General features: G+C 70.9%; 22 protein-coding genes and 1 tRNA gene. 8 read left to right on the plus strand and 15 right to left on the minus strand.

Annotation, left to right across the window (positions count from 1 at the left end; genetic code table 11):
• Positions 1-57: 57 nt before the first annotated feature.
• Both ABZ939_RS27230 and ABZ939_RS27235 read right to left on the minus strand, forming a co-directional pair.
• On the minus strand, positions 58-294 hold the full coding sequence (locus tag ABZ939_RS27230) for a DUF397 domain-containing protein (protein WP_137992288.1): 237 nt from the start codon (positions 292-294) through the stop codon (positions 58-60).
• Positions 295-1158, minus strand: a complete 864-nt coding sequence (locus tag ABZ939_RS27235) for a helix-turn-helix transcriptional regulator (protein ID WP_361860424.1) — start codon at positions 1156-1158, stop codon at positions 295-297.
• Between the two features lie 256 nt (positions 1159-1414).
• Here ABZ939_RS27235 and ABZ939_RS27240 point away from each other — a divergent pair, with 256 nt between their 5' ends.
• The 3 genes from ABZ939_RS27240 to ABZ939_RS27250 are packed head-to-tail and all read left to right on the plus strand — an operon-like array spanning position 1415 to position 3019.
• A complete protein-coding gene (locus ABZ939_RS27240) occupies positions 1415-1876 on the plus strand; it encodes an ATP-binding protein (RefSeq protein WP_361860427.1) in 462 nt (153 codons plus the stop codon).
• Positions 1877-1881: 5 nt separating this feature from the next.
• Positions 1882-2340: a hypothetical protein gene (locus ABZ939_RS27245; protein ID WP_361860430.1), complete on the plus strand. Its 459-nt coding sequence runs from the start codon at positions 1882-1884 to the stop codon at positions 2338-2340.
• The gene (locus ABZ939_RS27250; protein ID WP_361860433.1) at positions 2309-3019 is read left to right on the plus strand and encodes a methyltransferase domain-containing protein; all 711 of its coding nucleotides are present in this window, start codon (positions 2309-2311) and stop codon (positions 3017-3019) included. The genes ABZ939_RS27245 and ABZ939_RS27250 overlap by 32 nt, the downstream gene beginning before the upstream one ends.
• A gap of 132 nt (positions 3020-3151) precedes the next feature.
• Here ABZ939_RS27250 and ABZ939_RS27255 read toward each other — a convergent pair.
• A tRNA-Leu gene (locus tag ABZ939_RS27255) sits at positions 3152-3239 on the minus strand.
• A gap of 260 nt (positions 3240-3499) precedes the next feature.
• On the opposite strand from ABZ939_RS27255, the gene ABZ939_RS27260 reads away from it, so the two are divergent.
• Positions 3500-4768, plus strand: a complete 1269-nt coding sequence (locus ABZ939_RS27260) for a DUF2254 domain-containing protein (RefSeq protein WP_361860670.1) — start codon at positions 3500-3502, stop codon at positions 4766-4768.
• 10 nt (positions 4769-4778) lie between these two features.
• Here ABZ939_RS27260 and ABZ939_RS27265 read toward each other — a convergent pair whose 3' ends face one another.
• From ABZ939_RS27265 to sucC, 3 genes are all read right to left on the minus strand, one after another.
• On the minus strand, positions 4779-6356 hold the full coding sequence (locus ABZ939_RS27265) for an aldehyde dehydrogenase family protein (RefSeq protein WP_361860436.1): 1578 nt from the start codon (positions 6354-6356) through the stop codon (positions 4779-4781).
• A 199-nt stretch (positions 6357-6555) separates the two neighbouring features.
• A complete protein-coding gene (sucD, locus tag ABZ939_RS27270) occupies positions 6556-7458 on the minus strand; it encodes a succinate--CoA ligase subunit alpha (RefSeq protein ID WP_361860439.1) in 903 nt (300 codons plus the stop codon).
• Between the two features lie 15 nt (positions 7459-7473).
• Positions 7474-8610, minus strand: coding sequence for an ADP-forming succinate--CoA ligase subunit beta (gene sucC / locus ABZ939_RS27275; RefSeq protein ID WP_361860442.1), 1137 nt, complete (start codon positions 8608-8610; stop codon positions 7474-7476).
• A 145-nt stretch (positions 8611-8755) separates the two neighbouring features.
• On the opposite strand from sucC, the gene ABZ939_RS27280 reads away from it, so the two are divergent.
• From ABZ939_RS27280 to ABZ939_RS27295, 4 genes are all read left to right on the plus strand, one after another.
• A complete protein-coding gene (locus tag ABZ939_RS27280; protein WP_361860445.1) occupies positions 8756-10450 on the plus strand; it encodes a thiamine pyrophosphate-binding protein in 1695 nt (564 codons plus the stop codon).
• A gap of 12 nt (positions 10451-10462) precedes the next feature.
• Positions 10463-11692 (plus strand): formyl-CoA transferase, encoded by a 1230-nt coding sequence (frc, locus tag ABZ939_RS27285; protein WP_361860448.1) that lies wholly within the window; start codon positions 10463-10465, stop codon positions 11690-11692.
• Entirely contained in the window at positions 11692-13860 is a 2169-nt protein-coding gene (locus ABZ939_RS27290; protein ID WP_361860451.1) for an acetate--CoA ligase family protein, read from the plus strand. Before frc ends, ABZ939_RS27290 begins: the two co-directional genes overlap by 1 nt.
• A gap of 112 nt (positions 13861-13972) precedes the next feature.
• A complete protein-coding gene (locus tag ABZ939_RS27295; protein WP_361860454.1) occupies positions 13973-15361 on the plus strand; it encodes an OFA family MFS transporter in 1389 nt (462 codons plus the stop codon).
• Between the two features lie 84 nt (positions 15362-15445).
• On the opposite strand, the gene ABZ939_RS27300 is transcribed toward ABZ939_RS27295, so the two are convergent.
• From ABZ939_RS27300 to ABZ939_RS27340, 9 genes are all read right to left on the minus strand, one after another.
• On the minus strand, positions 15446-16105 hold the full coding sequence (locus ABZ939_RS27300) for an HAD family acid phosphatase (RefSeq protein WP_361860457.1): 660 nt from the start codon (positions 16103-16105) through the stop codon (positions 15446-15448).
• A gap of 215 nt (positions 16106-16320) precedes the next feature.
• On the minus strand, positions 16321-17400 hold the full coding sequence (locus ABZ939_RS27305) for a sugar phosphate isomerase/epimerase (RefSeq protein ID WP_361860459.1): 1080 nt from the start codon (positions 17398-17400) through the stop codon (positions 16321-16323).
• 49 nt (positions 17401-17449) lie between these two features.
• Positions 17450-18847, minus strand: a complete 1398-nt coding sequence (locus ABZ939_RS27310; RefSeq protein WP_361860462.1) for a nucleotide pyrophosphatase/phosphodiesterase family protein — start codon at positions 18845-18847, stop codon at positions 17450-17452.
• The gene (eboE, locus tag ABZ939_RS27315) at positions 18844-20013 is read right to left on the minus strand and encodes a metabolite traffic protein EboE (RefSeq protein WP_361860465.1); all 1170 of its coding nucleotides are present in this window, start codon (positions 20011-20013) and stop codon (positions 18844-18846) included. The genes ABZ939_RS27310 and eboE overlap by 4 nt, the downstream gene beginning before the upstream one ends.
• A gap of 13 nt (positions 20014-20026) precedes the next feature.
• On the minus strand, positions 20027-20875 hold the full coding sequence (locus ABZ939_RS27320; RefSeq protein WP_361860468.1) for a TatD family hydrolase: 849 nt from the start codon (positions 20873-20875) through the stop codon (positions 20027-20029).
• Complete coding sequence (locus ABZ939_RS27325; RefSeq protein ID WP_361860471.1) at positions 20875-21429, minus strand: EboA domain-containing protein; 555 nt, start codon at positions 21427-21429, stop codon at positions 20875-20877. Before ABZ939_RS27325 ends, ABZ939_RS27320 begins: the two co-directional genes overlap by 1 nt.
• Positions 21423-22376: a sugar phosphate isomerase/epimerase family protein gene (locus tag ABZ939_RS27330; RefSeq protein WP_361860474.1), complete on the minus strand. Its 954-nt coding sequence runs from the start codon at positions 22374-22376 to the stop codon at positions 21423-21425. Before ABZ939_RS27330 ends, ABZ939_RS27325 begins: the two co-directional genes overlap by 7 nt.
• Positions 22373-23335 (minus strand): SCO3242 family prenyltransferase, encoded by a 963-nt coding sequence (locus ABZ939_RS27335; protein WP_361860476.1) that lies wholly within the window; start codon positions 23333-23335, stop codon positions 22373-22375. Before ABZ939_RS27335 ends, ABZ939_RS27330 begins: the two co-directional genes overlap by 4 nt.
• Entirely contained in the window at positions 23332-24462 is a 1131-nt protein-coding gene (locus ABZ939_RS27340) for an inositol-3-phosphate synthase (protein WP_361860479.1), read from the minus strand. Before ABZ939_RS27340 ends, ABZ939_RS27335 begins: the two co-directional genes overlap by 4 nt.
• Between the last annotated feature and the right edge of the window lie 11 nt (positions 24463-24473).

Here is a 24473-nt window from a genome sequence, read left to right on the forward strand (position 1 = left end):
GAGAACTACGGTTATGAGAGCAAGAGTTACGCGACGGTAGGGGTGCGACGGAAGGGGTCAGGTGAGCAGAAAGTCGGCCTGGCCGGATTTCGCTCCTTGGATGAAGGCGGCGATCTCGCCATGGGTGTAGATGAGGGCCGGTCCTTCAGGGTCTGCGGACTGTCGCACGGCGACTCTGCCGTCGGCCAGCTTCATGGCCTCCACGCAGTTGCCCCCGTTCCCGCCGCTCCACGGCTTGTGCCATCCCTCGGCACCGAGATCCGCGGCGGGCATGCCGTTGTATATGCGATCCATTCACAGCTCCTTGCGGAGATCCCGGAGGATCTCCTTCGTGCGTTGTGCAGTCGCGGCCTGAGCCGCCATGCGGTCCATGACCTCGAGATGGGAGGCCACCTCGGGACGCGCGTCGAGATAGACGGCGCCGGTCAGGTACTCGCTGTAGACCATGTCCGGGAGTTCGGGCACGGCGAAGCGGAAGAGGACGAACGGTCCGTAGGTGCCGGGGTGGTGGCCGGACGCGAACTCCGCGATCTGCAGGGTGACGTTCGGCAGCTCGGACGCTTCGAGCAGCCGGTCGAGCTGGTCGCGCATCACCTGAGGCCCGTCGCCGACCGGTCGACGGAGGACCGTCTCGTCCATGATCACCCAGAACTTCGGGGCGTCGTCCCTGGTCAGTAGGGACTGCCGCGCCATCCGCAGGGCTACATGACGTTCGATGTCCTCGGTACTGCTCCCGCCGACGGCCCCGCTGCGCAGGATGGCGCGGGCGTATCCCTCGGTCTGCAGCAGACCGGGGACGAACTGCGGTTCGTAGGCCCGGATGAGGCTGGCCGCCCCCTCCAGGCTGACGTACATGGAGAACCAGCCGGGCAGCACGTCATGGAACCGCTGCCACCAGCCGGGGAGGTTGGCCTCCTCGGCGAGGGCGACGAACCCCTCGGCCTCGGAGTCGGTGATGCCGTACGCCTTCAGCAGGAGCTGGACGTACGGGATCTTCAGCGCGACTTCCGCCGTCTCCATGCGTCGGATGGTGGCCGGAGCGACACGGAGGACCTTGGCGGCCTCCTCCCGCTTCAGGCCGGCCCGCTCGCGCAGATCCTGCAGACGCTTGCCGAGAACGACCTGTCCCACCGTGGGGGCGGACCGCGGCTCGCTCACTCCCAGACCTCCCCGACGCGCTGTTTCGGTTGAGTGTGCCATGAACAGGGCCAGAGAGAACACAGCACTCTGCAATTTTCAGAGTGCCACTTGCCAAGTGTCCGCGTCGGGAGCAAAGTATTCCGGTGAACCAGTACGCGCTGCTGCCGTGCGCCGCCACGGGGGGCGACGTATGGCACTGCTTACCCACTGTTGTGAGGAACCGGTCGTGGCTTCTGGTAACGCGCTTCCCTCAGGCCTTATGAGCCCCCGCGTCATGACCCAGCGCCCACGAACCGACGCTCCCCACACCGATGTCTCCCGGCCGGCCCGCCCCGACGTCCGCCGCTTCGCCTTCGAACTCCCGGCCCGCACCGCCTCGGTGTCGCGCGCCCGCAGACTGGCGGAGGAGCGGCTCATCCTCTGGGGCTGCGATCCGGAGATCCACGACACGGTGAAGCTGATCGTCTCCGAGCTGGTCACCAACGCGATAGTGCACACGGCGAGCGGCCATGTCGTCTGCGAACTGCGCGAAGGGGAAGAGCAGTTGCGCATAGCGGTACGGGACGAGGGCGGCGCGGGCGACCCGCGGATCCGCGACTGCGGCGAGGAGGAGCGCGGCCGCGGACTGATGCTCGTGGACGGACTGTGCAGCGCGTGGGGCGCGGACCGCACGGGTCATGGAACGGCGCGGGTCGTCTGGGCGGAACTGGCCCACGGCATGGGGCACACGTGCTGAGGTCGATGGCGACACTCCTGACACCGAGGTCGCGCAGAGCCGCGGAGACCGGCTCGACCCGACTGATCGTCCCGGCGGGCTTCCGCACCAGCCTCGGCTGCGACGCGGTGGGCGTTCCTGCGCGCTACGGCTTCCGGATCCTCTCCCGGCTCCCCTCCAAGGGCTGTGTCTACGCGGACACCGACTGGTGGTGGTGGCTGGTCCCGACCGGCTCGGACCTGGAACTGACCTGGCCGATGCCGGCCTGCTACGCCCCCGGCGCGGAGATCCCGGACCGCCGCCCCCGCCTGATCCACCGCCCCGACGGCACGTCGCCGTACACCCCGCCGATCCCGCTGTATCTGCTGAGCTGCCAGCTGACGGGCGCCTCTCCGTCCTGGACCCTGTTCCCCACGCAGAGTGACGGCGCGAGTGACGGCGTACTGTCGGAGCATGTTCACCCCTCAGGGCCCGACCGTCCGTGAGCTGGCCGTCCAGGCCCTCTCCTCCGTGGAGCACGGCTACGACCTGCTGGCGAAGAAGTTCGACGAGACCCCGTTCCGCACGCCGGACCCCGTCCTGGCCGCCGTGACGGACACCCTGCGGCCCCTGGGGCCCTTCGAGACGGGCCTCGACCTGTGCTGCGGCACCGGGGCTGGCCTCTCCGTCCTGCGATCGCTGTGCACGGGCCGGGTCACGGGCGTCGACTTCAGCGCGGGCATGCTGACCGAGGCCCGCCGCGCCCACCCCAAGGCCACCCTGATCCGCGCGGACGCCCTGGCGCTCCCCTTCGCACCCTCCTTCGACCTGGCGGTCAGCTTCGGCGCCTTCGGCCACTTCCTGCCGGCGGAGCAGTCCCGACTCTTCACCCAGAGCCACGCCGCCCTCCGCCCGGGCGGCGTCCTCGCCTTCCCCCTCCCGGCACCCCCGCGCGTCGGCTCGCTGCCGTACTGGACCCTGCTGGGATTCGACGGGGCGATGCGGATCCGGAACGCGGTGTGGCGACCGCGGTTCGTCATGTACTACCGGACCTTCGGCCTGACGGACGTACGAGAACGACTGACGGGGGCGGGGTTCGAGGTGGAGACCCTGCCGATCGAGGCGCTGGGACGACGCGAGGACGGGAGCCCGCGCTGCCGGCTGGTGGTGGCGCGGAAGGCGTAGCCCGCGGCGGGGCCGTCAGGGCTCAGGACTTCAAGGCTCAGGGCTCTGGGCTCTGGGCTCTGGGCTCTGGGCTCTGGGCCGGGAACGACGAAGGCGGGTCGTGGCTCTTCAGCCACAACCCGCCTTCGTATCTGGTGTCCGAGGGGGGACTTGAACCCCCACGCCCGATAAAGGGCACTAGCACCTCAAGCTAGCGCGTCTGCCATTCCGCCACCCGGACTAGGTGTTTGTGCCGCTCTGGGGTGTTCCCCGCGGCGACATGGATAACTCTACCAGGGGTTTGAGGTGCCTTTCACCCACGTTTCCCGTGGTCAGTGGGGTGCGGCGGGCTCAGTGTCCTTGATCCAGTCCACGCCGACAGGCTGGGCGTACAGAGTGTCGCCGTGCGGATACGTGGAGTGGAGACCGGCGCCGCCTAGCCTGCGCTGGGTGAGCTACCTCTCCGAGTACCGCAGGTCGACGACGTACCGCAGGCCCCGGATGCTGTCGCCGCTGCGGGAGCATCTGCGGGACACCTTCTGGTTCGCCCCTGTCGTGTCGATGGTGGTCGTGTTCGGGCTGTGGTCCGGCGCCGAGACGCTGGACGAGGCGATCATCGGGTGGCTCCGCGACGAGGAGGCGTACGAGGAGATCTCCGACCTGATCGGGATCGCCGACGACGCCAAGACGATCGTGACGACGATCTCCTCGGCGATGATGACCTTCATCGGTGTCGTGTTCTCCATCTCGCTGGTCGCGGTGCAGATGGCGAGCGGCCAGTTCAGTCCGCGGATCGTGCGGATCTTCATCAGGAGCCGCATCACCAAGGCGGCCTTCTCCGTCTTCCTGTCGACCTTCCTGCTGTCGCTGCTCGTGCTGACCTCGTACGAGAGCGAGACCGATCCCCGCTTCGTGACGAGCGTGCCGCTGGTGCAGTCGCTGCTGACGCTGCTCATGGTGGGGCTGAGCCTGCTGCTCTTCGTGGCGTACGTGAACTCGACGCTGCGGCTGATGCGCGTGGGGCATGTGGCGGAGCGGATCACGACCGAGTCGTTGACCGTGCTGGCGAAGCAGCCTCAGTACGGAGCCGAGGTCGGCGAGCTCGGGGAGCCCACGGCGTTCCTGGTGCACCGGGGGCGCGCCGGGGTGCTGCGGGACGTGAACGTGGCGTGGTTGGTGAAGGGCGCGCAACGGCACGGGGCCGTACTGAGACTGCTGCCCCGGATCGGGGACTTCGTGGTGCCGGGGACCCGCATCCTCTCCGTACATGGTGGGCAGGTGCCGCGACGGTTGGCCGCGGCGGTCTCCGTCGGGGTCGAACGGACCTTTCACCAGGACCTCGCATTCGGGCTGCGGCAGCTCTCCGACATCGCTCTGCGGGCCCTCTCCCCCGCCGTCAACGACCCGACGACGGCCGTGCAGTGTCTGGACCGGATCGTCCAGATCCTCGCGGTGCTCGCGAACCGGCCGCTGGGGTCCGTGCATCACCGGGACCGCGCGGGCGAGGTACGGCTGGTGCAGGACGGCCCCGGGTGGACCGATCTGGTGGATCTCGGGTTCACCGAGATCCGGGGGTGCGCGGCGGACAGCCCGCAGGTGTCCCGGCGGATGCTGGCGGGGCTCGACGACCTGTTGTCTCTTGTTCCCGAGGAACGCAGGGCACCCTTGGTCCGGCACCGCGCGCTGCTGACGCAGCGGGTGGAGCGCGCGGTGCCGGAGGCGGCCGACCGGGCCTTCGCCCTGGAGCCGGACCGTCAGGGGATCGGATGAACGGCCCCTGTCAGGGCATCAGGTGGTAGTCGGGGAAGTTGCCCGGGGGACGCTCCCCCTCCGATCCCTCGGTGACGGCCTTGACCAGCAGGTCTCCGCCGACGAAGGCCCCGCGCCAGGAGGCGCCGAAGCCGCCGAAGAGCTCTTCGCGGTCGCCTCGGGAGCGGGGCTTTCCGTGCCCGGTCTTGAAGGCACGGATCTGCGGGGCGAGTCGGCCGTACGTCTCCGGGTCGTCGGTGGAGAGCGTGGCGACGAGGGCCCCGTTGGAGGCGTTCATCGCGGCGAGGAGTTCCGCCTCGGTGTCGACCAGGACGATCGTGTCGACCGGACCGAAGGGCTCGGCGTGGTGGAGGGGTGAGGACGGGGGCGGGTTCAGGAGCGTGACCGGCGGGAGGTACGCCGAGGTGTCCTGGCCCGGCAGGAAGCGGCCCTCCGCGAGGGAACCTTGGTGGAGCGGAATGGCTCCGCGGTCGACGGCCTCGGCGACCTGGTCGCCGAGCTCCTTCGCCTTGGCGGAGTTGATGAGCGGGCCGAAGTCGAGGTCGGGGAGGTCGTCCTCCGGGTGCTCGACGGCGAGCGGGTGGCCGAAGCGGATGCCGTGGACGGGCGGCAGGTAGGCGGCGAGGAAGTCGGCGAAGAGGGTGCGCTGGACGACGAAGCGGGGGTAGGCGGTGCAGCGCTGCTTTCCGTAGTCGAAGAGTTTGGGGATCACGGAGGTGAGGGCGGGCCAGTCGGTGTGGTTCCAGACGCCCCAGGTGTTGAGGCCCTCCTGCTCCAGGATGTGGCGTTTCCCCAGGTCGGCGACCGCGGTGGCGATCCGGCCGCCGGTGTCGCGGCCACCGACGAAGGAGACGCAGCCGATCTCGGGGGCGCGGACGAGGGCTTCGGAGAGTTCGCCGCCGCTGCCGCTGACGAGGGTGATCGGGATGCCCTCGCGGGCGGCGAGCGCGGAGGCGAGGGTGAGGCAGGCGAGTCCGCCGTCGGTCGGGGTCTTGGCGATGACGGCGTTCCCGGCCAGCGCCTGGACGAGCATCGCGTGGACCAGGACGGACATCGGGTAGTTCCAGCTGGCGATGTTGGAGACGGGGCCGGGGAGCGGGGCGCGGCCGGCGAGCATGGGGTCGATCCCGTCGACGTACCAGCGCACGCCGTCGATGGCGCGGTCGACGTCGGCCTGGGCGAGCCGCCACGGCTTGCCGATCTCCCAGACGAGGAGGAGGGCGAGCAGTTCCCGGTGCGCGGTGAGCGCGTCGAGGGTGGCGGAGACGCGGGCCCGGCGTTCGGTCAGCGGGATGTGCCGCCAGGCGCGGTGCTGGTCCAGCGAGGCGCGTACTGCCTTATGGGCGGTGGTGGCATCGAGACGCGGTGGGCCGGCGATGGGACTGCCGTCCACGGGGCTGGTGGCGGGGAGTGGCCGACCGTCGGGCTGCCAGGTGCCGGCCCAGAGGTTGCGGACGCTGTCGTCGCGGAACGCCTCGGGGGCGGTGGTCAGGCAGCGCTGCCAGGCGTCGGCCCAGGCGGTGCCGGGCTTGAGGGTGAGGGTGAGGGTGAGGGTGGGGGCTGGGGTGCGGGCTGGGGTGGGTGCCATGGAGGGTTCTCCGCTCTCGGTGCACAGTCGGGCGGGAGGGTGCGATGGCTGGGGGCGCCACGGCAGGAGCGCCAACCCCGGGGCGATCGCGCGGGCGGGGTGGGGCCGGGCGACCTGCGGGGCGGGCCGGCTTTGGGCGCGGCCCGACTTGGGGCGGGGGCAGGCTTGTAGCGCGGGCCGGCTGTGCGCGGCCGCCGCGTCAATCGTGGGTGGGCTCGCCCGGGGATGCCAGTCGGGCGAGGACGAGTCCGGCGGTTTCGGTGGGCGTGGAGCCGACCCGTACCCCGGCCGCTTCCAGGGCCTTCCTCTTCCCCTCCGCCGTACCGGACGAGCCGGAGACGATGGCGCCGGCATGGCCCATCGTCTTGCCCTCGGGGGCGGTGAAGCCGGCGATGTAGGCGATGACGGGCTTGGTGATGTGCGCCGCGATGTGCTCGGCCGCGCGTTCCTCGGCGTCGCCTCCGATCTCGCCGATCATGACGATCAGGTCGGTGTCGGGGTCGGCCTCGAACGCGGTGAGGCAGTCGATGTGGGTGGTGCCGACGACCGGGTCGCCGCCGATGCCGACGGCCGAGGAGAAGCCGTACTCCCGCAGCTCGTACATGAGTTGGTAGGTGAGCGTGCCGGACTTGGAGACGAGTCCGATGCGGCCGGGCTTGGGCGCGATGTCGGCGGGGATGATGCCCGCGTTGGACTGGCCGGGGCTGATGAGGCCGGGGCAGTTGGGGCCGATGATCCGGGTGCCGTGGGCGCGGGCGTGCGCCTGGAACGCCACGGTGTCGTGGACGGGGATGCCTTCGGTGATGACGACGGCGAGGCCGATGCGGGCGTCGACGGCTTCGAGGACGGCCGCCTTCGCGAAGGGCGGCGGGACGAAGACGACCGTGACGTCCGCGCCGGTGGCGTCCATCCCTTCGCGGACGGAGCCGAAGACGGGGATCGCGCGGCCGTCGAGATCGACGGTGCTGCCGGCCTTGCGCGGGTTGACTCCGCCGACGACGTCCGTGCCGGCGGCGAGCATGCGGCGGGTGTGCTTCATGCCTTCGGCGCCCGTCATGCCCTGGACGAGGACCTTGCTCTCCTTGGTCAGAAAGACGGCCATGGGGTTCACATCCCTTCAGCGGGTGGCGAGCTGGGCGGCGCGGGCGGCGGCGCCGTCCATGGTGGTGACCTGTTCGACCAGGGGGTGGGCGCGGGCTTCGAGGATGGCCCGGCCGCGTGCCGCGTTGTTGCCGTCGAGGCGTACGACGAGTGGCTTGGTGAGGTGGACGGATTCGAGGGCCTGGACGATGCCTTCGGCGACGGCGTCGCAGGCGGTGATGCCGCCGAAGACGTTGACGAGTACGGCGCTCACCTCGGGGTCGGAGAGGATCACGTCGAGGCCGTCGGCCATGACCTGGGCGGAGGCGCCGCCGCCGATGTCGAGGAAGTTGGCGGGGCGGGCGCCTCGGCCGGCGACGACGTCGAGGGTGGACATGACGAGTCCGGCGCCGTTGCCGATGATGCCGACCTCGCCGTCGAGCTTGACGTAGTTGAGGCCCTTGGCCCTGGCGGCGGCTTCCAGCGGGTCGGCCTCGGCTGTCGGCGCGTCGGGGGTCTCCCCCCAACGGGCTTGGCGGAAGACGGCGTTGTCGTCGACGGTGACCTTGCCGTCGAGGGCGAGGATCGCGCCTCCGACGGTAAGGACGAGAGGGTTGACCTCGACGAGGAGCGCGTCCTCGTGGACGAGGACCTGCCAGAGCCGGCGTAGGACGTCGGCGGTCTCCGGGGGGAGACCGGCCGCGGCAGCGATCTCGGCGGCCTTCGCCTCGGTGACGCCTTCGGCCGGGTCGACCGGGATGCGGGCGACGGCCTCGGGGCGGGTGGCGGCGACCTCCTCGATGTCCATGCCGCCTTCGGCGGAGGCAATGGCGAGGAAGGCGCCGGCCGCCCGGTCGAGGACGTAGCTCACATAGAACTCGTCCTGGATGTCGACGGGTTGGGCGAGCATCACCCGGTGCACGGTATGGCCCTTGATGTCCATGCCGAGGATCTGCCGGGCTGTGATCTCGGCGGCGGCGGGGTCGGCGGCGAGTTTGACGCCGCCCGCCTTGCCCCGGCCTCCGGTCTTCACCTGCGCCTTGACCACGACGCGTCCGCCGAGGAGTTCGGCGGCGTGCCGGGCTTCGCGGGGGTGGTCGACCACGGCCGCGTCGGGGACGGCGATGCCGTGGCTCTTGAAGAGTTCCCTTGCCTGGTGCTCGTACAGGTCCATCTCGGCTCCCTGTCTCGAAAGTGCCGCACACCCCCTGGACACCATCCGGGCGATGCGGGATAACAAGCTTCATACAGTATTCGTCGACTGTATGCAATCGACCGCGACAGCACCTCAACCCCCTACGAAGGGACAGGACTTCGCCATGCCCGACGACAGCCAGCAGCCCCAGCAGGAACGCATCTCCGGTGGACATCTGGTCGCCAAGGCCCTCAAGGCGGAGGGTGTCGATGTCATCTACACGCTCTGCGGCGGCCACATCATCGACATCTACGACGGCTGTGTCGACGAGGGCATCGAAGTCGTCGACGTACGCCACGAACAGGTTGCCGCGCACGCCGCCGACGGCTACGCCCGGATCACCGGGAAGCCCGGCTGCGCGGTGGTCACCGCGGGGCCCGGAACCACCGACGCGGTCACCGGGGTCGCCAACGCCTTCCGCGCGGAATCGCCCATGCTCCTGATCGGCGGTCAGGGAGCCCATACGCAGCACAAGATGGGCTCGCTGCAGGACCTGCCGCACGTGGACATGATGACGCCCATCACCAAGTTCGCCGCGACGGTGCCGGACACGGCACGGGCGGCGGACATGGTCTCCATGGCGTTCCGCGAGTGCTACCACGGCGCGCCGGGGCCATCCTTCCTGGAGATCCCGCGTGACGTCCTGGACGCCAGCGTCCCGGTGGAGAAGGCGCGGGTGCCCAAGGCCGGGCAGTACCGGGCCTCCACCCGCAGCGCCGGCGACCCCGAGGCGGTCGAGAAGCTCGCCGATCTCCTCGTGCACGCCGAGAAGCCGGCGATCCTGCTGGGCAGCCAGGTCTGGACGACCCGGGCCACGGACGCGGCCGTCGAGCTCGTGCGGACCCTGAACATCCCCGCGTACATGAACGGGGCGGGGCGCGGCACGCTGCCGCCCGGCGATCCGCACCACTTCCAGCTCTCCCGGCGTTACGCCTTCTCCAACGCGGACGTCATCGTCATCGTCGGCACCCCCTTCGACTTCCGGATGGGCTACGGCAAGCGGCTCTCCCCGGACGCCACCGTCGTCCAGATCGACCTGGACTACCGGACCGTCGGCAAGAACCGGGACATCGACCTCGGGATCGTCGGCGACGCGGGGCTGATCCTGAAGTCGGTGACGGAGGCGGCGAGCGGCCGGCTCAACGGCGGCGCCATCAAGCGAAAGGCGTGGCTCGAGGAGCTGCGCACCGCCGAGCAGACCGCGCTCGACAAGCGGCTGCCGCAGCTGCGCTCGGACGCCTCGCCGATCCACCCGTACCGCCTGGTCAGCGAGATCAACGACTTCCTGACCGAGGACTCCATCTACATCGGCGACGGCGGGGACATCGTCACCTTCTCCGGTCAGGTCGTGCAGCCCAAGTCACCCGGGCACTGGATGGACCCGGGACCGCTCGGCACGCTCGGCGTCGGCATCCCCTTCGTCCTGGCCGCCAAGCAGGCGCGCCCGGACAAGGAGGTGGTGGCGCTCTTCGGTGACGGCGCGTTCTCCCTCACCGGCTGGGACTTCGAGACGCTCGTCCGCTACAACCTCCCCTTCGTCGGCATCGTCGGCAACAACTCCTCGATGAACCAGATCCGCTACGGCCAGGCCCAGAAATACGGCCTGGAGCGCGAGCGGGTCGGCAACACCCTCGGCGACGTCCACTACGACAAGTTCGCGCAGATGCTGGGCGGTTACGGCGAAGAGGTGCGGGACCCCGCCGACATCGCCCCTGCGCTGCGACGCGCCCGCGAGTCCGGGCTGCCGTCCCTGATCAACGTCTGGGTCGACCCCGACGCGTACGCCCCCGGAACCATGAACCAGACCATGTACAAGTGAGGGGTCTTCATCATGACCAAGGCTCTCGAAGGCATCCGCGTCCTCGACATGACGCATGTGCAGTCCGGCCCGTCCGCCACCCAGCTGCTCGCCTGGCTCGGTGCGGACGTGGTGAAGCTGGAGGCCCCGTCCGGTGACATCACCCGCAAGCAGCTGCGGGACATCCCGGAGGTCGACTCGCTCTACTTCACGATGCTCAACTGCAACAAGCGGAGCATCACCCTCAACACCAAGAGCGCGCGTGGCAAGGAGCTTCTCACCGAGCTGATCCGGCGCAGCGACGTCATGGTCGAGAACTTCGGCCCGGGGGCCGTCGACCGGATGGGCTTCACCTGGGAACGCATCCAGGAGATCAATCCACGAATCGTCTATGCCTCCATCAAGGGGTTCGGGGACGGCCCGTACACCAACTTCAAGGCGTACGAGGTCGTCGCTCAGGCCATGGGCGGCTCGATGGCCACCACCGGGTTCGAGGACGGACCGCCGCTGGCGACGGGCGCCCAGATCGGTGACTCCGGCACGGGCGTCCACGCCGTGGCCGGGATCCTGGCGGCGCTCTTCCAGCGCGAGAACACCGGGCGGGGGCAGCGGGTGAACGTCGCGATGCAGCACGCGGTGCTGAATCTGTGCCGGGTGAAGCTGCGGGACCAGCAGAGGTTGTCCCACGGACCGCTCTCCGAGTATCCCAACGAAGATTTCGGCGAGGAAGTCCCCCGTTCGGGTAATGCTTCCGGCGGTGGCCAGCCGGGGTGGGCGGTGCGGTGCGCCCCCGGCGGTCCGAACGATTACGTGTACGTCATCGTGCAGCCCGTCGGATGGGCCCCGATCTCGGAGCTCATCGGCCGGCCCGAGCTCGCCGAGGACCCGGAGTGGGCGACGCCGGAGGCCCGGCTGCCCAAACTCCCCAAGATGTTCCAGCTGATCGAGGAGTGGTCCTCGGACCTGCCGAAGTGGGAGGTGCTGGAGCTGCTGAACGCCCGCGGCATTCCGTGCGGGCCGATCCTGTCCACCAAGGAGATCATCGAGGACGCCTCCCTGGTCGCCAACGAGATGGTGGTCGAGGTCGCCCACCCCGAGCGCGGCAGCTTCACCACGGTCGGCTCCCCGCTGAAGCTCTCCGACTCCCCGGTGGACGTGGTCACTTCGCCGCTGCTCGGCGAGCACAACGAAGAGGTGTACATCGGCGAGCTCGGCCTCGGCGACGAGGAGCTGCGGCTGCTGAAGACGAGTGGGGTGATCTGATGACGCACAACTTCGACCAGCGGGCGGTGCGCGAACTGCTCGATGCCGTACGGGCGGAGGGGCGCACCGCGCTCACCGCGCCCGAGGGGAAGACGATCGCCGACGCGTACGGGATCGCCGTTCCCGGGGAGGCGCTCGCAAGGGACGTCGACGAGGCGGTGGCACAGGCCGACCGGCTCGGCGGCAAGGTGGTCCTGAAGATCGTCTCCCCCGACATCCTGCACAAGACCGACGCGGGAGGTGTGGTCGTCGGCGTGGAGGGCGCGTCCCAGGTCCGTGAGGCGTTCTGCCGGATCGTCGAGAACGCCCGGGCCTACGCCCCTGACGCCCGCATCGACGGAGTCCAGGTGCAGCAGTTGCTGCCGCCGGGCCAGGAGGTCATCGTCGGGGCGGTCACCGATCCGGCCTTCGGGAAGGTCGTCGCCTTCGGGCTCGGCGGGGTGCTCGTGGAGGTGCTGAAGGACGTCACCTTCCGGCTCGCTCCGGTGACCGCCGACGAGGCGGTGTCGATGCTCGACTCGATCCGGGCTGCGGAGATCCTGCGCGGCGTGCGCGGGGCGCCGGCGGTGGACCGCTGGGCGCTCGCCGAGCAGATCCGGCGGGTCTCCCAACTGGTCACCGACTTCCCGGAGATCGCCGAGGTCGACCTGAACCCGGTGATCGCCACGCCCGAGGGCGCCACCGCGGCCGACATCCGCGTCATCCTCGCCTCCGAGGCACCGACGCCGCGCCGGACCTTCGGCCGGGAGGAGATCCTGCGGTCGATGCGACGGCTGATGCAGCCGAGTGCGGTGGCCGTGATCGGGGCCTCCAACGAGCAAGGGAAGATCGGCAATTCGGTGATGCGCAACCTCATCGACGGCGGATTCCCCGGCGAGATCCATCCGGTGAACCCCCGGGCCGATGACATTCTGGGCCGCAAGGCGTACAAGAGTGTCACGGACGTTCCCGGTGAGGTGGATGTGGCGGTCTTCGCGATCCCCGCTCCCTTCGTGGCGTCGGCTCTGGAGGAGGTGGGTCGCAAGGGCATTCCCAACGCGGTGCTCATTCCGTCCGGCTTCGCCGAGACCGGTGAGCACGCCCTCCAGGACGAGATCGTCGCGGTGGCCGAGCGGTACGGAATCCGGCTCCTGGGACCGAACATCTACGGGTACTACTCGACCTGGCAAGACCTGTGCGCCACCTTCTGCACGCCGTACGACGTCAAGGGCGGAGTGGCGCTGACCTCGCAGTCGGGCGGGATCGGCATGGCGATCCTGGGCTTCGCCCGCACCACGCGGACGGGTGTGTCGGCCATCGTCGGGCTCGGTAACAAGTCGGACATCGACGAGGACGATCTGCTGACGTGGTTCGGCGAGGATCCCCGTACCGAGTGCATCGCGATGCACCTGGAGGACCTCAAGGACGGGCGGGCCTTCGTCGAGGCGGCCCGGCAGACGGTGCCGAAGAAGCCGGTGGTCGTCCTCAAGGCGGGACGGACCAGCGCCGGGGCGAGGGCGGCGGGCTCGCACACCGGCGCGCTCGCGGGTGACGACGCGGTCTACGACGACATCCTGCGGCAGGCGGGGGTGATCCGGGCCCCGGGGCTGAGCGACATGCTGGAGTACGCGCGGGCCCTGCCCGTCCTGCCGGCTCCGCGGGGGGACAACGTGGTCGTCATCACCGGCGCGGGCGGGTCGGGGGTGCTGCTGTCGGACGCGATCGTCGACAACGGCCTGCGGCTGATGGAGATCCCGGACGATCTGGACGCCGCCTTCAAGGCGTTCATCCCGCCCTTCGGGGCGTCCGGCAACCCCATCGACATCACGGGCGGCGAGCCGCCGTCGACGTACGAGGCCACCATCAGGCTGGGTCTGGAGGATCCGCGGATCCACGCGCTCGTCCTCGGCTACTGGCACACCATCGTCACTCCCCCGATGGTCTTCGCCGAGCTCACCGCGCGCGTGGTGGCGGAGTTCCGGGAGCGGGGCATCGAGAAGCCGGTGGTGGCCTCGCTCGCGGGCGACGTCGAGGTCGAGGAGGCGTGCCAGTACCTCTTCGAGCGGGGCGTCGTGGCCTATCCGTACACGACAGAGCGCCCCGTGGCGGTGCTCGGGGCGAAGTACCGGTGGGCCCGGGCGGCGGGGCTGCTGGGCGAGGACGGCGTTGGGGGGCGGTCGATGAGCTGAGCGACAGCTCGAACCACGGGGCTCGCGGTGGCCGCTCGCCGCGGGCCCCGGTGCGAAGGGAACGGACAGGGGGCGCTGGCCAGACTTCTTCCACGCAAGGGGTTCGATCTCCATGACGACAACCGACATCACCACCTCCCTCCCCTACAGGGAGGTGACGGACGCCAACGGCCGCACGTACCGGCTCGGCGAGACCGACATCGACCTGATGGGCCGCACACGCAAGTGGATGGTCATCCTGCCCTGGGTGGGCATGATGGGCATCAGCTCGGCGGAGTACGCGTTCGCGTCCGCCGAGGAGACCCTGCACACCGCGCACAGCTGGAGCAGCGCGCACATCTTCTGGATGCTCGGGGTCTGGGTGTTCTTCCAGGCCGCGGTGGCCTTCCCGGCCGGCAAGCTGCGCGAGAGCGGGAAACTGCCGGCCCGCTGGGCGATGATGCTCGGCGCCGTCGGCACGCTGCTCGGCTATGTCTCCCTCGCGTTCGCGCCCCATGTGGTGGTCGCGTACATCGGCTTCGGCATGTTCAGCGGCATGGGCGCGGGCATGGTCTACGCGACCTGCGTCAACATGGTCGGCAAGTGGTATCCGGAGCGGAAGGGCGGGAAGACCGGGTTCGTCAACGGCGGCTTCGCGTACGGGTCCGTGCCGTTCGTCTTCATCTTCACCGGCTACATGGACCTGACCAACTTCCGCTGGGTGCTGGTGGCCGTCGGGCTCTTCCTGGCGGCGATGGTGGCGGTGGCCGGGTACTTCTTCCAGGACCCGCCGAAGAACTGGTGGCCGGCCCACGTCGATCCGCTGCGCAAGCCGGACGACCCGCGGGCGCGCAGGGCGCTGGAGAAGAACCCGCCGGCGGTGAAGCAGTACACCCCGATCGAGGCCTGGCGGACCGGGCGTGTGGCGCTGATGTGGTTCTGTCTGCTGTGCACCTCGGGCGTCAACATCTTCGGCATCGCCTTCCAGGTGCCGTTCGGCGACGAGGCGGGCTTCGCGGGCGGGATCGTGGCGACCGCGATGTCGCTGAAGGCGATCGTGAACGGCACCGGGCGCGGCGTGATCGGCTGGCTCTCCGACCGCTACGGCCGCAAGCAGTGCCTGATCTTCGTCTGCGTCGTCCTCGGACTCGCCCAGTACGGAATCCTGTGGTCGGGCTCGATCCACAATCTGCCGCTGTTCCTGGTGTTCTCCAGCATCTCCGGCTTCGGCGGCGGCGCGATCTTCCCGATGTTCGCGGCGATGACGGCCGACTACTTCGGGGAGAACAACAACGCCTCCAACTACGGTCTGGTCTACAGCTCCAAGCTGGTGTCGGGGCTGCTCGGCTCGGGCATGGGCGCGGTCGTGGTCTCGGCCTGGGACTACTCGGGCGCGTTCGTGCTGGCCGGGTCGATCTCCCTGTTCGCGGGGGTCGTGGCGCTGTTCCTGCATCCGCCGGGACGGCCGCGGGCCCGCCGGGTGGCGGCGAACCCGCGGCCGATCAGCCGGGACGTCGGCTGAGGGCACTGATCAGGCAGTCCCCGGGGTGGGAACCGGCGAAGGCGGGCGCGGGACCGGAGGCACCGGTCCCGCGGCCACCGCTCTTCAGGACAACTGGCCGTCGTAGTCGGGCAGCTTGAACGTCCGCTCGGCGTGGCCGCCCACCAGGTCGCCGGTGTTGTTGCCGATGTTGGCGATGATCTTGTAGCCCTTGGCCTCGATCTCCGCACGCTTCTCGGTCTTGTAGGTGCTGACTTCGTGGAAGAGATCCGGCAGGGACCTTACGTACAGACCGTCGACGGGGTAGCCGGCCCGCTTGAGGTTCCAGTCGGTGAGCGAGTGGATGATGCCCGGGCGGGCGGTGACGAAGAAGATCGCGACGCCGCGGGAGTCGGCGAAGCGGGCAAGCTCGCGCACGGACGCGACCGCGGGGGTCGGCAGCTCCCAGAAGTAGTGGAAGTCCGTCTCGAGCGAGGTGTTGTCGATGTCGAGGACGATCGCGCGCTTCTCGCCGGAGGGCTCTGCGGTGCGCTGTTCGATGTACGGCCGGGCGACCGCGACGACGTCCGCCACGTCGCGCTGCCAGGTCGCGTAGTCGACGCCGGCGGTCTGCGCGGCCGTCGCCGCAGTTGCTGCGGTCGCTTCGAGGCGCGGGGCGGCGGAGGGCGCCGTCGGGGTGGCGGCCGTGGCCGCGGGGGTGGCCAGGGCGAGGGCCGCCGTGGCGGCGACGGTCGCCGTTGCGGTCCGCCATCTGCGTGCATGCATGGGGGGTTCTCCTGGGGTCGAGGGTGAACGGGAGAGCCGCACGTCCGGAGTTGCCGGGCGGGCGGCGTTGGCATGCTCGCGTCCGATGATGGACGGAAGGCAACATTCTCTCTACTGGTCAGTAGCCAAAAAATTCGGTGATCTCTCCGCGACGCGACTCCGCCCGCGGCGCATGGTGCTCGCCGCGGGCGGGGTGCGCCGCACACGCAGGCCGGCTAGCAGTCCTTCTCGCGCAGGGAGTGGAGGTGCGCGCTGGACTTTTGGGCGAAGGCGAACGACTCGACGGGGTTGTCGTGTTCGGCCTGCCAGTGGTGGGAGCGGTAGCCGTGCTGGGTGCGGTTCACCGCCGAGATGAAGCGTTGGTAGTCGATGTCTCCGTCCCCGACGTCCGCCATGCGGTAGCCGTCGCGGACGGAGTCGTCGCGTTCGCCGTCCTTGACGTGGAAGAGCGGATAGCGGTGGGGCTGGTCGAGGACGTAGTCCAGCGGGTCGAAGGGGGCGGGGCTGCCGTCGGCGCGGCGGGAGAAGCGGAACTGGGCGACGTGTGCCCAGTAGATGTCCATTTCGAGGTGGACCAGCTCGGGGTCCGTCTCGGCGAGCAGGACGTCGTAGAGGCGGACGTCCGGGCGGTCGGTGGCGAACGAGAACTCCTCGGCGTGGTTGTGCTGGTAGAACTTCATGCCGCGCTTCTTCGCCTCCGCGCCGTAGTGGTTGAACTCCTCGGCGCAGCGCTTCCAGCCGTCGACGGTGGCGCCGTAGCGCCAGGGCCCGGAGGCGGTGCCGATGTGCGGGAGGCCGAGGGCCTGGGCGTCGTCGAGGACGCGGTCGAGGTTCTGGGCGAAGGTGTAGGCGTTGGGGTCGGAGGAGTAGTAGCCGACGTGGCTGCCGATGCCGCGCAGGCCGTGGTCCCGGGTGAGCTTCTTCAGCTCGGCGAGGGTGATGGGGCCGGCCGAGCCCTGGCTGTAGCCGGCGAACTCGACCTCGTCGTAGCCGTACTTCTTCAGCTCGGAGAAGACGGTGGCGAAGCCTAGCGTGGCCACCTTGTCGCGCAGGGAGTAGAGCTGGATGCCGAGGCGGCCGGGAGGCAGGACGGGGCGGCCCCGGCCCTGGCCTCGGTCGGCGGCTGCGGTGCCGGCTCCGGTTTCGGTTTCCGCGGCTGCCGCGGTGGGGGCGGTCGCGCCGAGGAGGGCCGCGGCGGTGGCGCCGGCGGCGACGCCGAGCATGTTCCGTCTGCTGAGCTTGTGGGTGAGCTCGGGGTCGGCGGGGGTGCTGTGGATACGGCGGGTGCGGCTCATCTGTGGATAACTCCTGGTTGTCGGTCGGGTCTGCTTCACTGGAGTCCGGTCAGTGAAGACCGGCCAGTCGGAGCAAGAGGGACTTCACATCGGTGGCCGCGACACGGCCGCTTACAGCGCGGGGGGTGGAGCACAGAATGAGTGGACTTTCGTCTTCGCTCGTGGGGAGGCGGCCATGGCTGCCGCGAATAGGTGAGGGGTCCAGGGGGACCACCGCCGGCCGGTAGCGCATGCCGAGTTTCTTGCGGGCGATCGCTTTCGCCGCCTTGATCCGTACGTATGGGTCGAGCGGATCCATGAACAGTTCGGCGGGGTCGTAGCCGGGTTTGCGGTGGATCTCGACGAGCTGCGCGAAGTCGGGCGCGTTGGCGTCGTCGAGCCAGTAGTAGTACGTGAACCAGGCGTCGGGTTCGGCGAGGGCGACGAGCTCCCCGGAGCGGGGGTGGTCGAGGCCGTGTTCCTTCTTGCCCTCGTCGTCGAGGAGTCGCTCGATGCCGGGGAGTCCGGCGAGGGTCTCGCGGACGACGTCCAGGTCTTCGGGGCGACGGACGTAGACATGGGCGAGTTGGTGATCGGCGACCGCGAAGGCGCGGGACGTCATCGGGTCCAGGTACTCCATGCCGTCCTGGGTGTGGACCTCCAGCAGGCCCGCTCGGCGCAGGGCCCGGTTGATGTCGACGGGGCGGTTCACGCGGGTGATGCCGTACTCGGAGAGGGCGACGACCGTCCGTCCTTCGGCGCGGGCGTCGTCGAGGAGCGGGGCGAGGGCGGTGTCGAGTTCGGCCGCGGCACGGAGGGACCGCGGGTTGTCGGGGCCGTAGCGCTGGAGGTCGTAGTCGAGGTGCGGGAGGTAGCAGAGGGCGAGGTCGGGGCGGCGGGTGCGCAGGATGTGGCGGGTGGCGTCGATGATCCACCTGCTGGAGACCAGGTCGGCGCCCGGGCCCCAGAAGTGGAAGAGGGGGAAGGTACCGATTTCTTCGGTGAGTTCGTCGTGGAGGGCCGGGGGCCGGGTGTAGCAGTCGGGCTCCTTGCGGCCGTCGGCGTAGTAGACGGGACGGGGGGTGACGGTGATGTCGGTGTCGGCGCCCATGGCGTACCACCAGCAGATGTTGGCCACGGTGTAGCCGGGGTGCGCGCGACGCGCGGCGTCCCAGAGTTTGTCGCCGGAGACGAGGCCGTTGTGCTGGCGCCAGAGGAGGACGTCGCCGAGTTCGCGGAAGTACCAGCCGTTGGCGACGATGCCGTGTTCGGAGGGGAGGGTACCGGTGAGGAAGGTGGACTGGGCGGTGCAGGTGACGGCCGGCAGGACAGTGGAGAGAGCGGCTTGTGAGCCGGTCCGGCCGAGGGCCCGAAGGCGGGGCATGTGCTCCAGGAGGCGCGGGGTGAGACCCACGACGTCGAGGACCAGAAGGGGGGTGGGTCGGGTGTCGCTCCGGGGGCTGGTCATGGGAGTTCCTTGAGGCCGAGGTCGGTCAACAGGTCGCGGGCCAGGGTGAGTTCGGCTGCGATGCCGTCGGCGAGGCGGGCGCGGGTGCGGGGGCGCCGGCCGGCCGGGAGCGCCTGCCAGGTGTAGGTCTCCACCTCCAGGTGGTGGGTGCGTGGGCGGGGGCCGCCGACGAGCAGGGCGAGGGCGGTCTTGAGTACGGGGAGGGTGGAGGTGAGCGGGGGCGCCGGTGGGGCGTGCAGGGGGACGTGGAAGTGGGCGCGCCAGGGGGCGCCGTCGGGGAGCGAGCCGTCCGAGAGGGCTTCGGGCAGGTCGTCGGTGCCGCGCAGTCCCGCGGCGGTCCGTGTGCGGGTCTGGTGGAGGAAGCGCGGTTCGGCGAACTCGGCCAGCGCGGCACGGACCTCGGGGAGATGGGGGTGCTCGGCGTGCAGGGCGGCCGAGAGCTGGGACTTGACGACGGGGATGCCGGCGGAGCCGAGGGCGTCCAGGGCGGTGTGCGGATCTTCGAAGGAGGTGGCGAGATGACAGGTGTCGACGCAGACGCCGATGCGCGGGCTTGAGAGGGCGGTGAGCGGTGCGATCGCGTCCGCGGTGGTCTCGACGGTGCAGCCGGGTTCCGGCTCGAGTCCGATCCGCACGGACTTCCCCGTGAGTTCCTCGAGGGCGTCGAGGCGTTCGGCGAGGGTGGTCAGGGCGATGCGGGCGGTGTCCGCGGCGCGGGAGTCGTAGGGGGTGCGCCAGGCGATGGGCAGGGTGGAGACGGTGCCCTCGGTGATGTCGTCGGGAAGCAGTGCGGCGAGGAGGCGGGCCAGGTCGGTGGTGTGGGCGAGACGTTCGGGGCGGGTCCAGTCCGGCTGGTAGACGCGGTACTTGACCTCTTCGGCGCCGAACCCCTCGTACGGGAAGCCGTTGAGGGTGACGACCTCGAGGCCGCGGCGGTCGATCTCGGCGCGCAGTGCGCGCAGGGAGGCCGGGTCGGTGATCAGGGAGTGGGCGGCGTCCCGTGCGAGCCAGAGACCGATGCCGAGCCGGTCGCGGCCGAGGCGCCGACGGACGGGTTCGCAGTGGTCGCGGAGCTGGGCGAGAACGCCTTCGAGGGTCTCGGCGGGGTGGACGTTGGTGCAGTAGGCGAGGTGGACGGTGGAGCCGTCGGGGTGGCGGAAGCGCATCGGCGGGCCTCCCTCATTCCCCGCCGCGGAGGATGGAGTTGCCCTGGTGGGAGGCGTCGGGTGAAGGGGGGTCGAGACGGAGGCGGCCGCTGAGGCCGTAGAAGGCGACGGGGTTGCGCCAGAGCACCTGGTCGACGTCGTCGGCGGAGAATCCGGCGGCGAGCATGGCGTCGCCGACCCTACGGGTTTTGAGCGGATCGCTCTTGCCCCAGTCGGCGGCCGAGTTCACCAGGACGCGCTCGAGCCCGTGGTCCTTCAGTACGGCGACCATGCGGTCCTCGTCCATCTTGGTGTCGGGGTAGATGGAGAAGCCGAGCCAGGCGCCGCTGGCGGCGGCCTCCTTGACGGTGGTCTCGTTGAGGTGGTCGAGCAGGACCCGGTCGGGGGCGAGCGCGGACTCACTGACGACGTCGAGGGTGCGGCGCAGTCCGGCGAGCTTGTCGCGGTGCGGGGTGTGGACGAGGGCGGGCAGGCCGTGGTCGGCGGCGAGCTGGAGCTGGGTGGCGAGGGCGGTGTCCTCGGCCGGGGTCATGGAGTCGTAGCCGATCTCGCCGACGGCGACGACGTTGTCCTTGGCGAGGTAGCGGGGCAGGGCGTCGAGAACGGGGGTGCAGCGGGGGTCGTTGGCCTCCTTGGGGTTGAGGGCGAGGGTGCAGTGGTGGGCGATGCCGTACTGGGCGGCCCGGAAGGGTTCCCAGCCGAGGAGGGAGTCGAAGTAGTCGAAGAAGGAGGCGGGTGAGGTGCGGGGCTGGCCGAGCCAGAAGGAGGGCTCGACCAGGGCGCGGACCCCGGCCTCGTACATCGCCCGGTAGTCGTCGGTGGTGCGCGAGGACATGTGGATGTGGGGGTCGAAGATGCGCATCAGGACTCCTCAGTGGGGGCGGTGAGGGTGAGGGCGCGGTGGAGGTCGGCGGGGACGGGGCGGCCCGCGGCGGTGCGCTCGGCGGCGTAGTCGGTGAGCATCCGGGCGAGTTCGGCGTCACCGCGGGCCCGGTGGGACAAGCCGGCGACGGCGTCGACGGGGACGCCGGTGAAGAGGCACTTGAGGACGGCATGGCGCCAGCTATGGGCGGCGAGATGGGAGGCGGCGTAGGGGCCGAGGGCGGCGGCGAGGAGGGTGGTGTCGTTGGTGCGCAGGGCGTCCTCGACCAGGGGCAGGGCCTCGGGCCCTGTGACGAGTGAGGGGAGGGCGAGGAGGACGGCGCGGCGTTCGGCGGTCGAGCCCTGGTGGTAGAGGCGGGTGAGGACGGCCGTGTCGGCGCGGGCCGCCTCTAGGAGGAGGACGCGGGCGGAGTCGGCGTGCTCGGGCCCGCAGTGGCGGCCGGCGGACGCGAAGCGCAGCTCCCAGAGGGCGGTGTGGGCCGCGGCGGCGGCGAGGGCCTCGTCGAGCCAGGCGCGTGCGGAGTCGGTCAGCATGCCGGGACCTCCCGTGGTGTGGTCCGGTCGCGGAGGAACGAGAGAGAGGAGCGGGCGAGTTCGGGTCCGGCGTGGGAGTGGCGGGGCAGTTCGACGACGGTCAGGCCCGGGTAGCCGGCGGCGGTTAGTTCGGCGAGGGCCGTGAGGACGGGCGGGAAGTCGATCTCCCCTTCGCCGAACGGGAGGTGCTCGTGGACGCCGCGGCGCATGTCCTCGATCTGGATGTGGTGCAGCCACGGGGCGGCGGCACGGACGCAGTCGGCAGGGGACACGGGCTCCAGGCACTGGCAGTGGCCGATGTCGAGGGTGAGGCCGAGGAGGCGGGGGTCCGGATCGCCGAGGAGGCCGCGCAGGGTGTGGAAGTCGTCGAGGGTGGCGAGGAGGTGACCGGGTTCGGGTTCGACGGCGAGCGGGACGCGGGCGGCGTCGGCGGCTTCGAGGACGGGGGTGAGGGATTCGACGAGGCGCTTCCAGGCGGTCGGCTCAGGGGTCGCCGTGGGGGTGATGCCGCTGAAGCAGTGGACGGCGTGGGCGCCGAGGTCGGCGGCGACGCGGACGGCGCGGAGGAGGAGGCGAGTGCGGGCGGCGCGGGCGTCGGGGTCCGGGTCCAGGAGGGAGGGGCCGTGCTTACGGCGCGGATCGAGGACATAGCGGGCGCCTGTCTCGACGGTGACCCCGAGGCCGAGTGATCCGAGGCGCCGGGCCACCTGGGCGGTCCGGGCGGGGAGGTCGGGGGCGAGGGGGTCGAGGTGCATGTGGTCGAGGGTGAGGCCGACGCCGTCGTAGCCGAGGTCGGCGAGGAGGGCGAGGGCGTCGTCGAGGCGGAGGTCGGTGAGGCCGTTGGTGCCGTAACCGAGGCGGACGGCTGGGGGGTGGTGGGAGGCCGCGGGTCGGGGGGCCGAGGGTTGGGGGGCCGGGGGGCGGGGGGCCGGGGGGTGGGGGGTCATGTGGGGCTCACCTTCCGGGCGAGGGCGCGGGCGAGCGGTGCGAGGCAGAGGATCGCGAGAGCGGTGCCGGGAGCGCCGGCCCGGGCGGAGAGGGTGGCCTGGAGGGGGATCACGGCGCGGATGCCCGCGCCGACGGAGCGCTGGACGAGGGGAGGTGACGGGTTGAGGGCCGCGTGGAGGAGCGGGGTGGCCGGGGTGCGGACGTAGGTGGCGGCGAGCACCGCGGTGACGAGGGCGCCGGCCGACGGGGTGGGGGTGCGCGCCCCGGCAGGGCCGGGTGGGCCGTCCGGCTGGGGCGCGGGGGTGGGGCGGGAGGCTTTGGCGGCCAGGGTCAGGGTGGCGGCGAGGGCCAGGAGGGGAGTTCGTGTGGAGCCGCCCTGGGTCTCGTGGCGGGAGACCGAGGTGACCGCGTAGGTGTGTGCTCCCAGGAGGGCGGCCGAGCGGAGGGCCGTCGCGGTCGGGCGGCCGCCTCGGCTCGCGGCGGGGGTCGGTCTGCCGGACGGGCCTGTCGATGTCGCGACCGTGCCGAGGAGGAGGTCCAGTGCGCGGGCCCCCGCCATGGCCGCCGGTCCTGCCGGGGTGTGCTTGAGGTGGAGGTCGTAGGCCCAGACGGTCGCGGCGAGGGCGGTGGCGACGGCGAGCGCCGGGCGGCTCGCGCGGGCGGCCAGGCCGAGGCCGGCGGCGGTCAGGGCGGCCGAGGCGGTCAGGGCCGCGCGGGGGGTGATGCGGCCCGAGGGGATCGGGCGGTGGGGGCGGTCGATGGCGTCCTCGGCGCGGTCGGCCCAGTCGTTGAGTGCCATGCCCGCTTCGTAGAGGCAGAGGGAGGAGCCGATGGCCAGCAGAGTGGACCGGTTCGGTCGCAGGCCCGTGGCCGCCGCGCCCGCCAGGGCGTCCCCGGGCACGGTGCAGAGTGCGGAGACGCGCAGCAGTTCCGCCCAGGAGGCGAGGCGCCCGGTCACCGGCCCTCCCCCAGCCGCGCCGCGAAGGCGACCAGCCGTGCGTACTGTTCCGCGAGCGCGGCGGGGGCTTCACCGTCGGGGTCCTTGAAGTAGAACGCCAGGTCCTCCAGCGGACCCGAGAGGCCGGTCTCGTGGGCGCGGGCCGTCAGCCGGGCCAGGTCGAGCACCAGGGGGGCCGCGAGGGCGGAGTCGCAGCCCTGCCAGGTGGTCTGGAGGATCATGCGGGAGCCGAGGAAGCCGTCGAAGGCGATGTGGTCCCAGGCGGTCTTCCACTCCCCCAGGGCCGGTACGTCGTCGATGTGGACCTCGCCTTCCGGGGCTCGGCCGAGGACGTCGGCGAGCACCCGTTCCTTGCCGGCGTTCTTCGCCGCCGCCGCGGCCGGGTCGGCGAGGGCGGCGCCGTCGCCGCCGCCCAGGAGGTTGGTGCCGGACCAGGCCCGTACGGTCAGGGCGCGCTGGAGGAACATCGGGGCGAGGACGGAGCGCAGGAGTGTCTGGCCGGTCTTGCCGTCGCGGCCCGCGTGGGGAAGGCCGCTCGTCGCGACGGTGTCGGTGAGGGCGGGGTGGCGCAGGCCGGTGGAGGGGGTGAAGTTGACGTAGGGGCAGCCGGCGCGCAGTGCGGCGGCCGCGTAGAGGGAGCTCGGCGGGAGTCCGGCGCCCCCCGGCGCCGGCTCCGTCGAGGCGACATTCACGACGATTACTCGGTTCAATGCCAGCCGCTGCCGGAATTCTGTCATGTCGGCGGCGAAGGAGGTGATGAGTTCCCGCTCGTCGCGGGTGTCGCCGGGCAGGGGTCCGCCGGGGCGGATCTCCGTGTCCGCGGTGTGCAGTTCTGCCGCGACGGCGGTGGCGAGGCCGTGCGGGAGGACGCCCGCGGCGGTGAGTTCCTCGGCCCGTTTGGGCAGCGGACACGCCGCCGTGTCGTGTCCGCCGAAGACGAGGGAGGCGAGCGGCGGCAGGCCGGTCGCCGCGAAGGCGTCGGTCTCGGTCACCATGCCGGTCGGCGGGTGCAGGCCGGCCGTGGTCGCGGCGCAGCCGGCCACCGCCGTGGTGGCCACGGAGCCTCTCGCTCCGATGAACCAGACTCCCGTGCGCGTTCCGGCTCCCGTGCGTGTTCCTGTGGTCACGTCCCTGCCTC

It is taken from the genome of Streptomyces sp. NPDC046712 (genome assembly GCF_040645695.1).
Classification (GTDB): Bacteria; Actinomycetota; Actinomycetes; order Streptomycetales; family Streptomycetaceae; genus Streptomyces.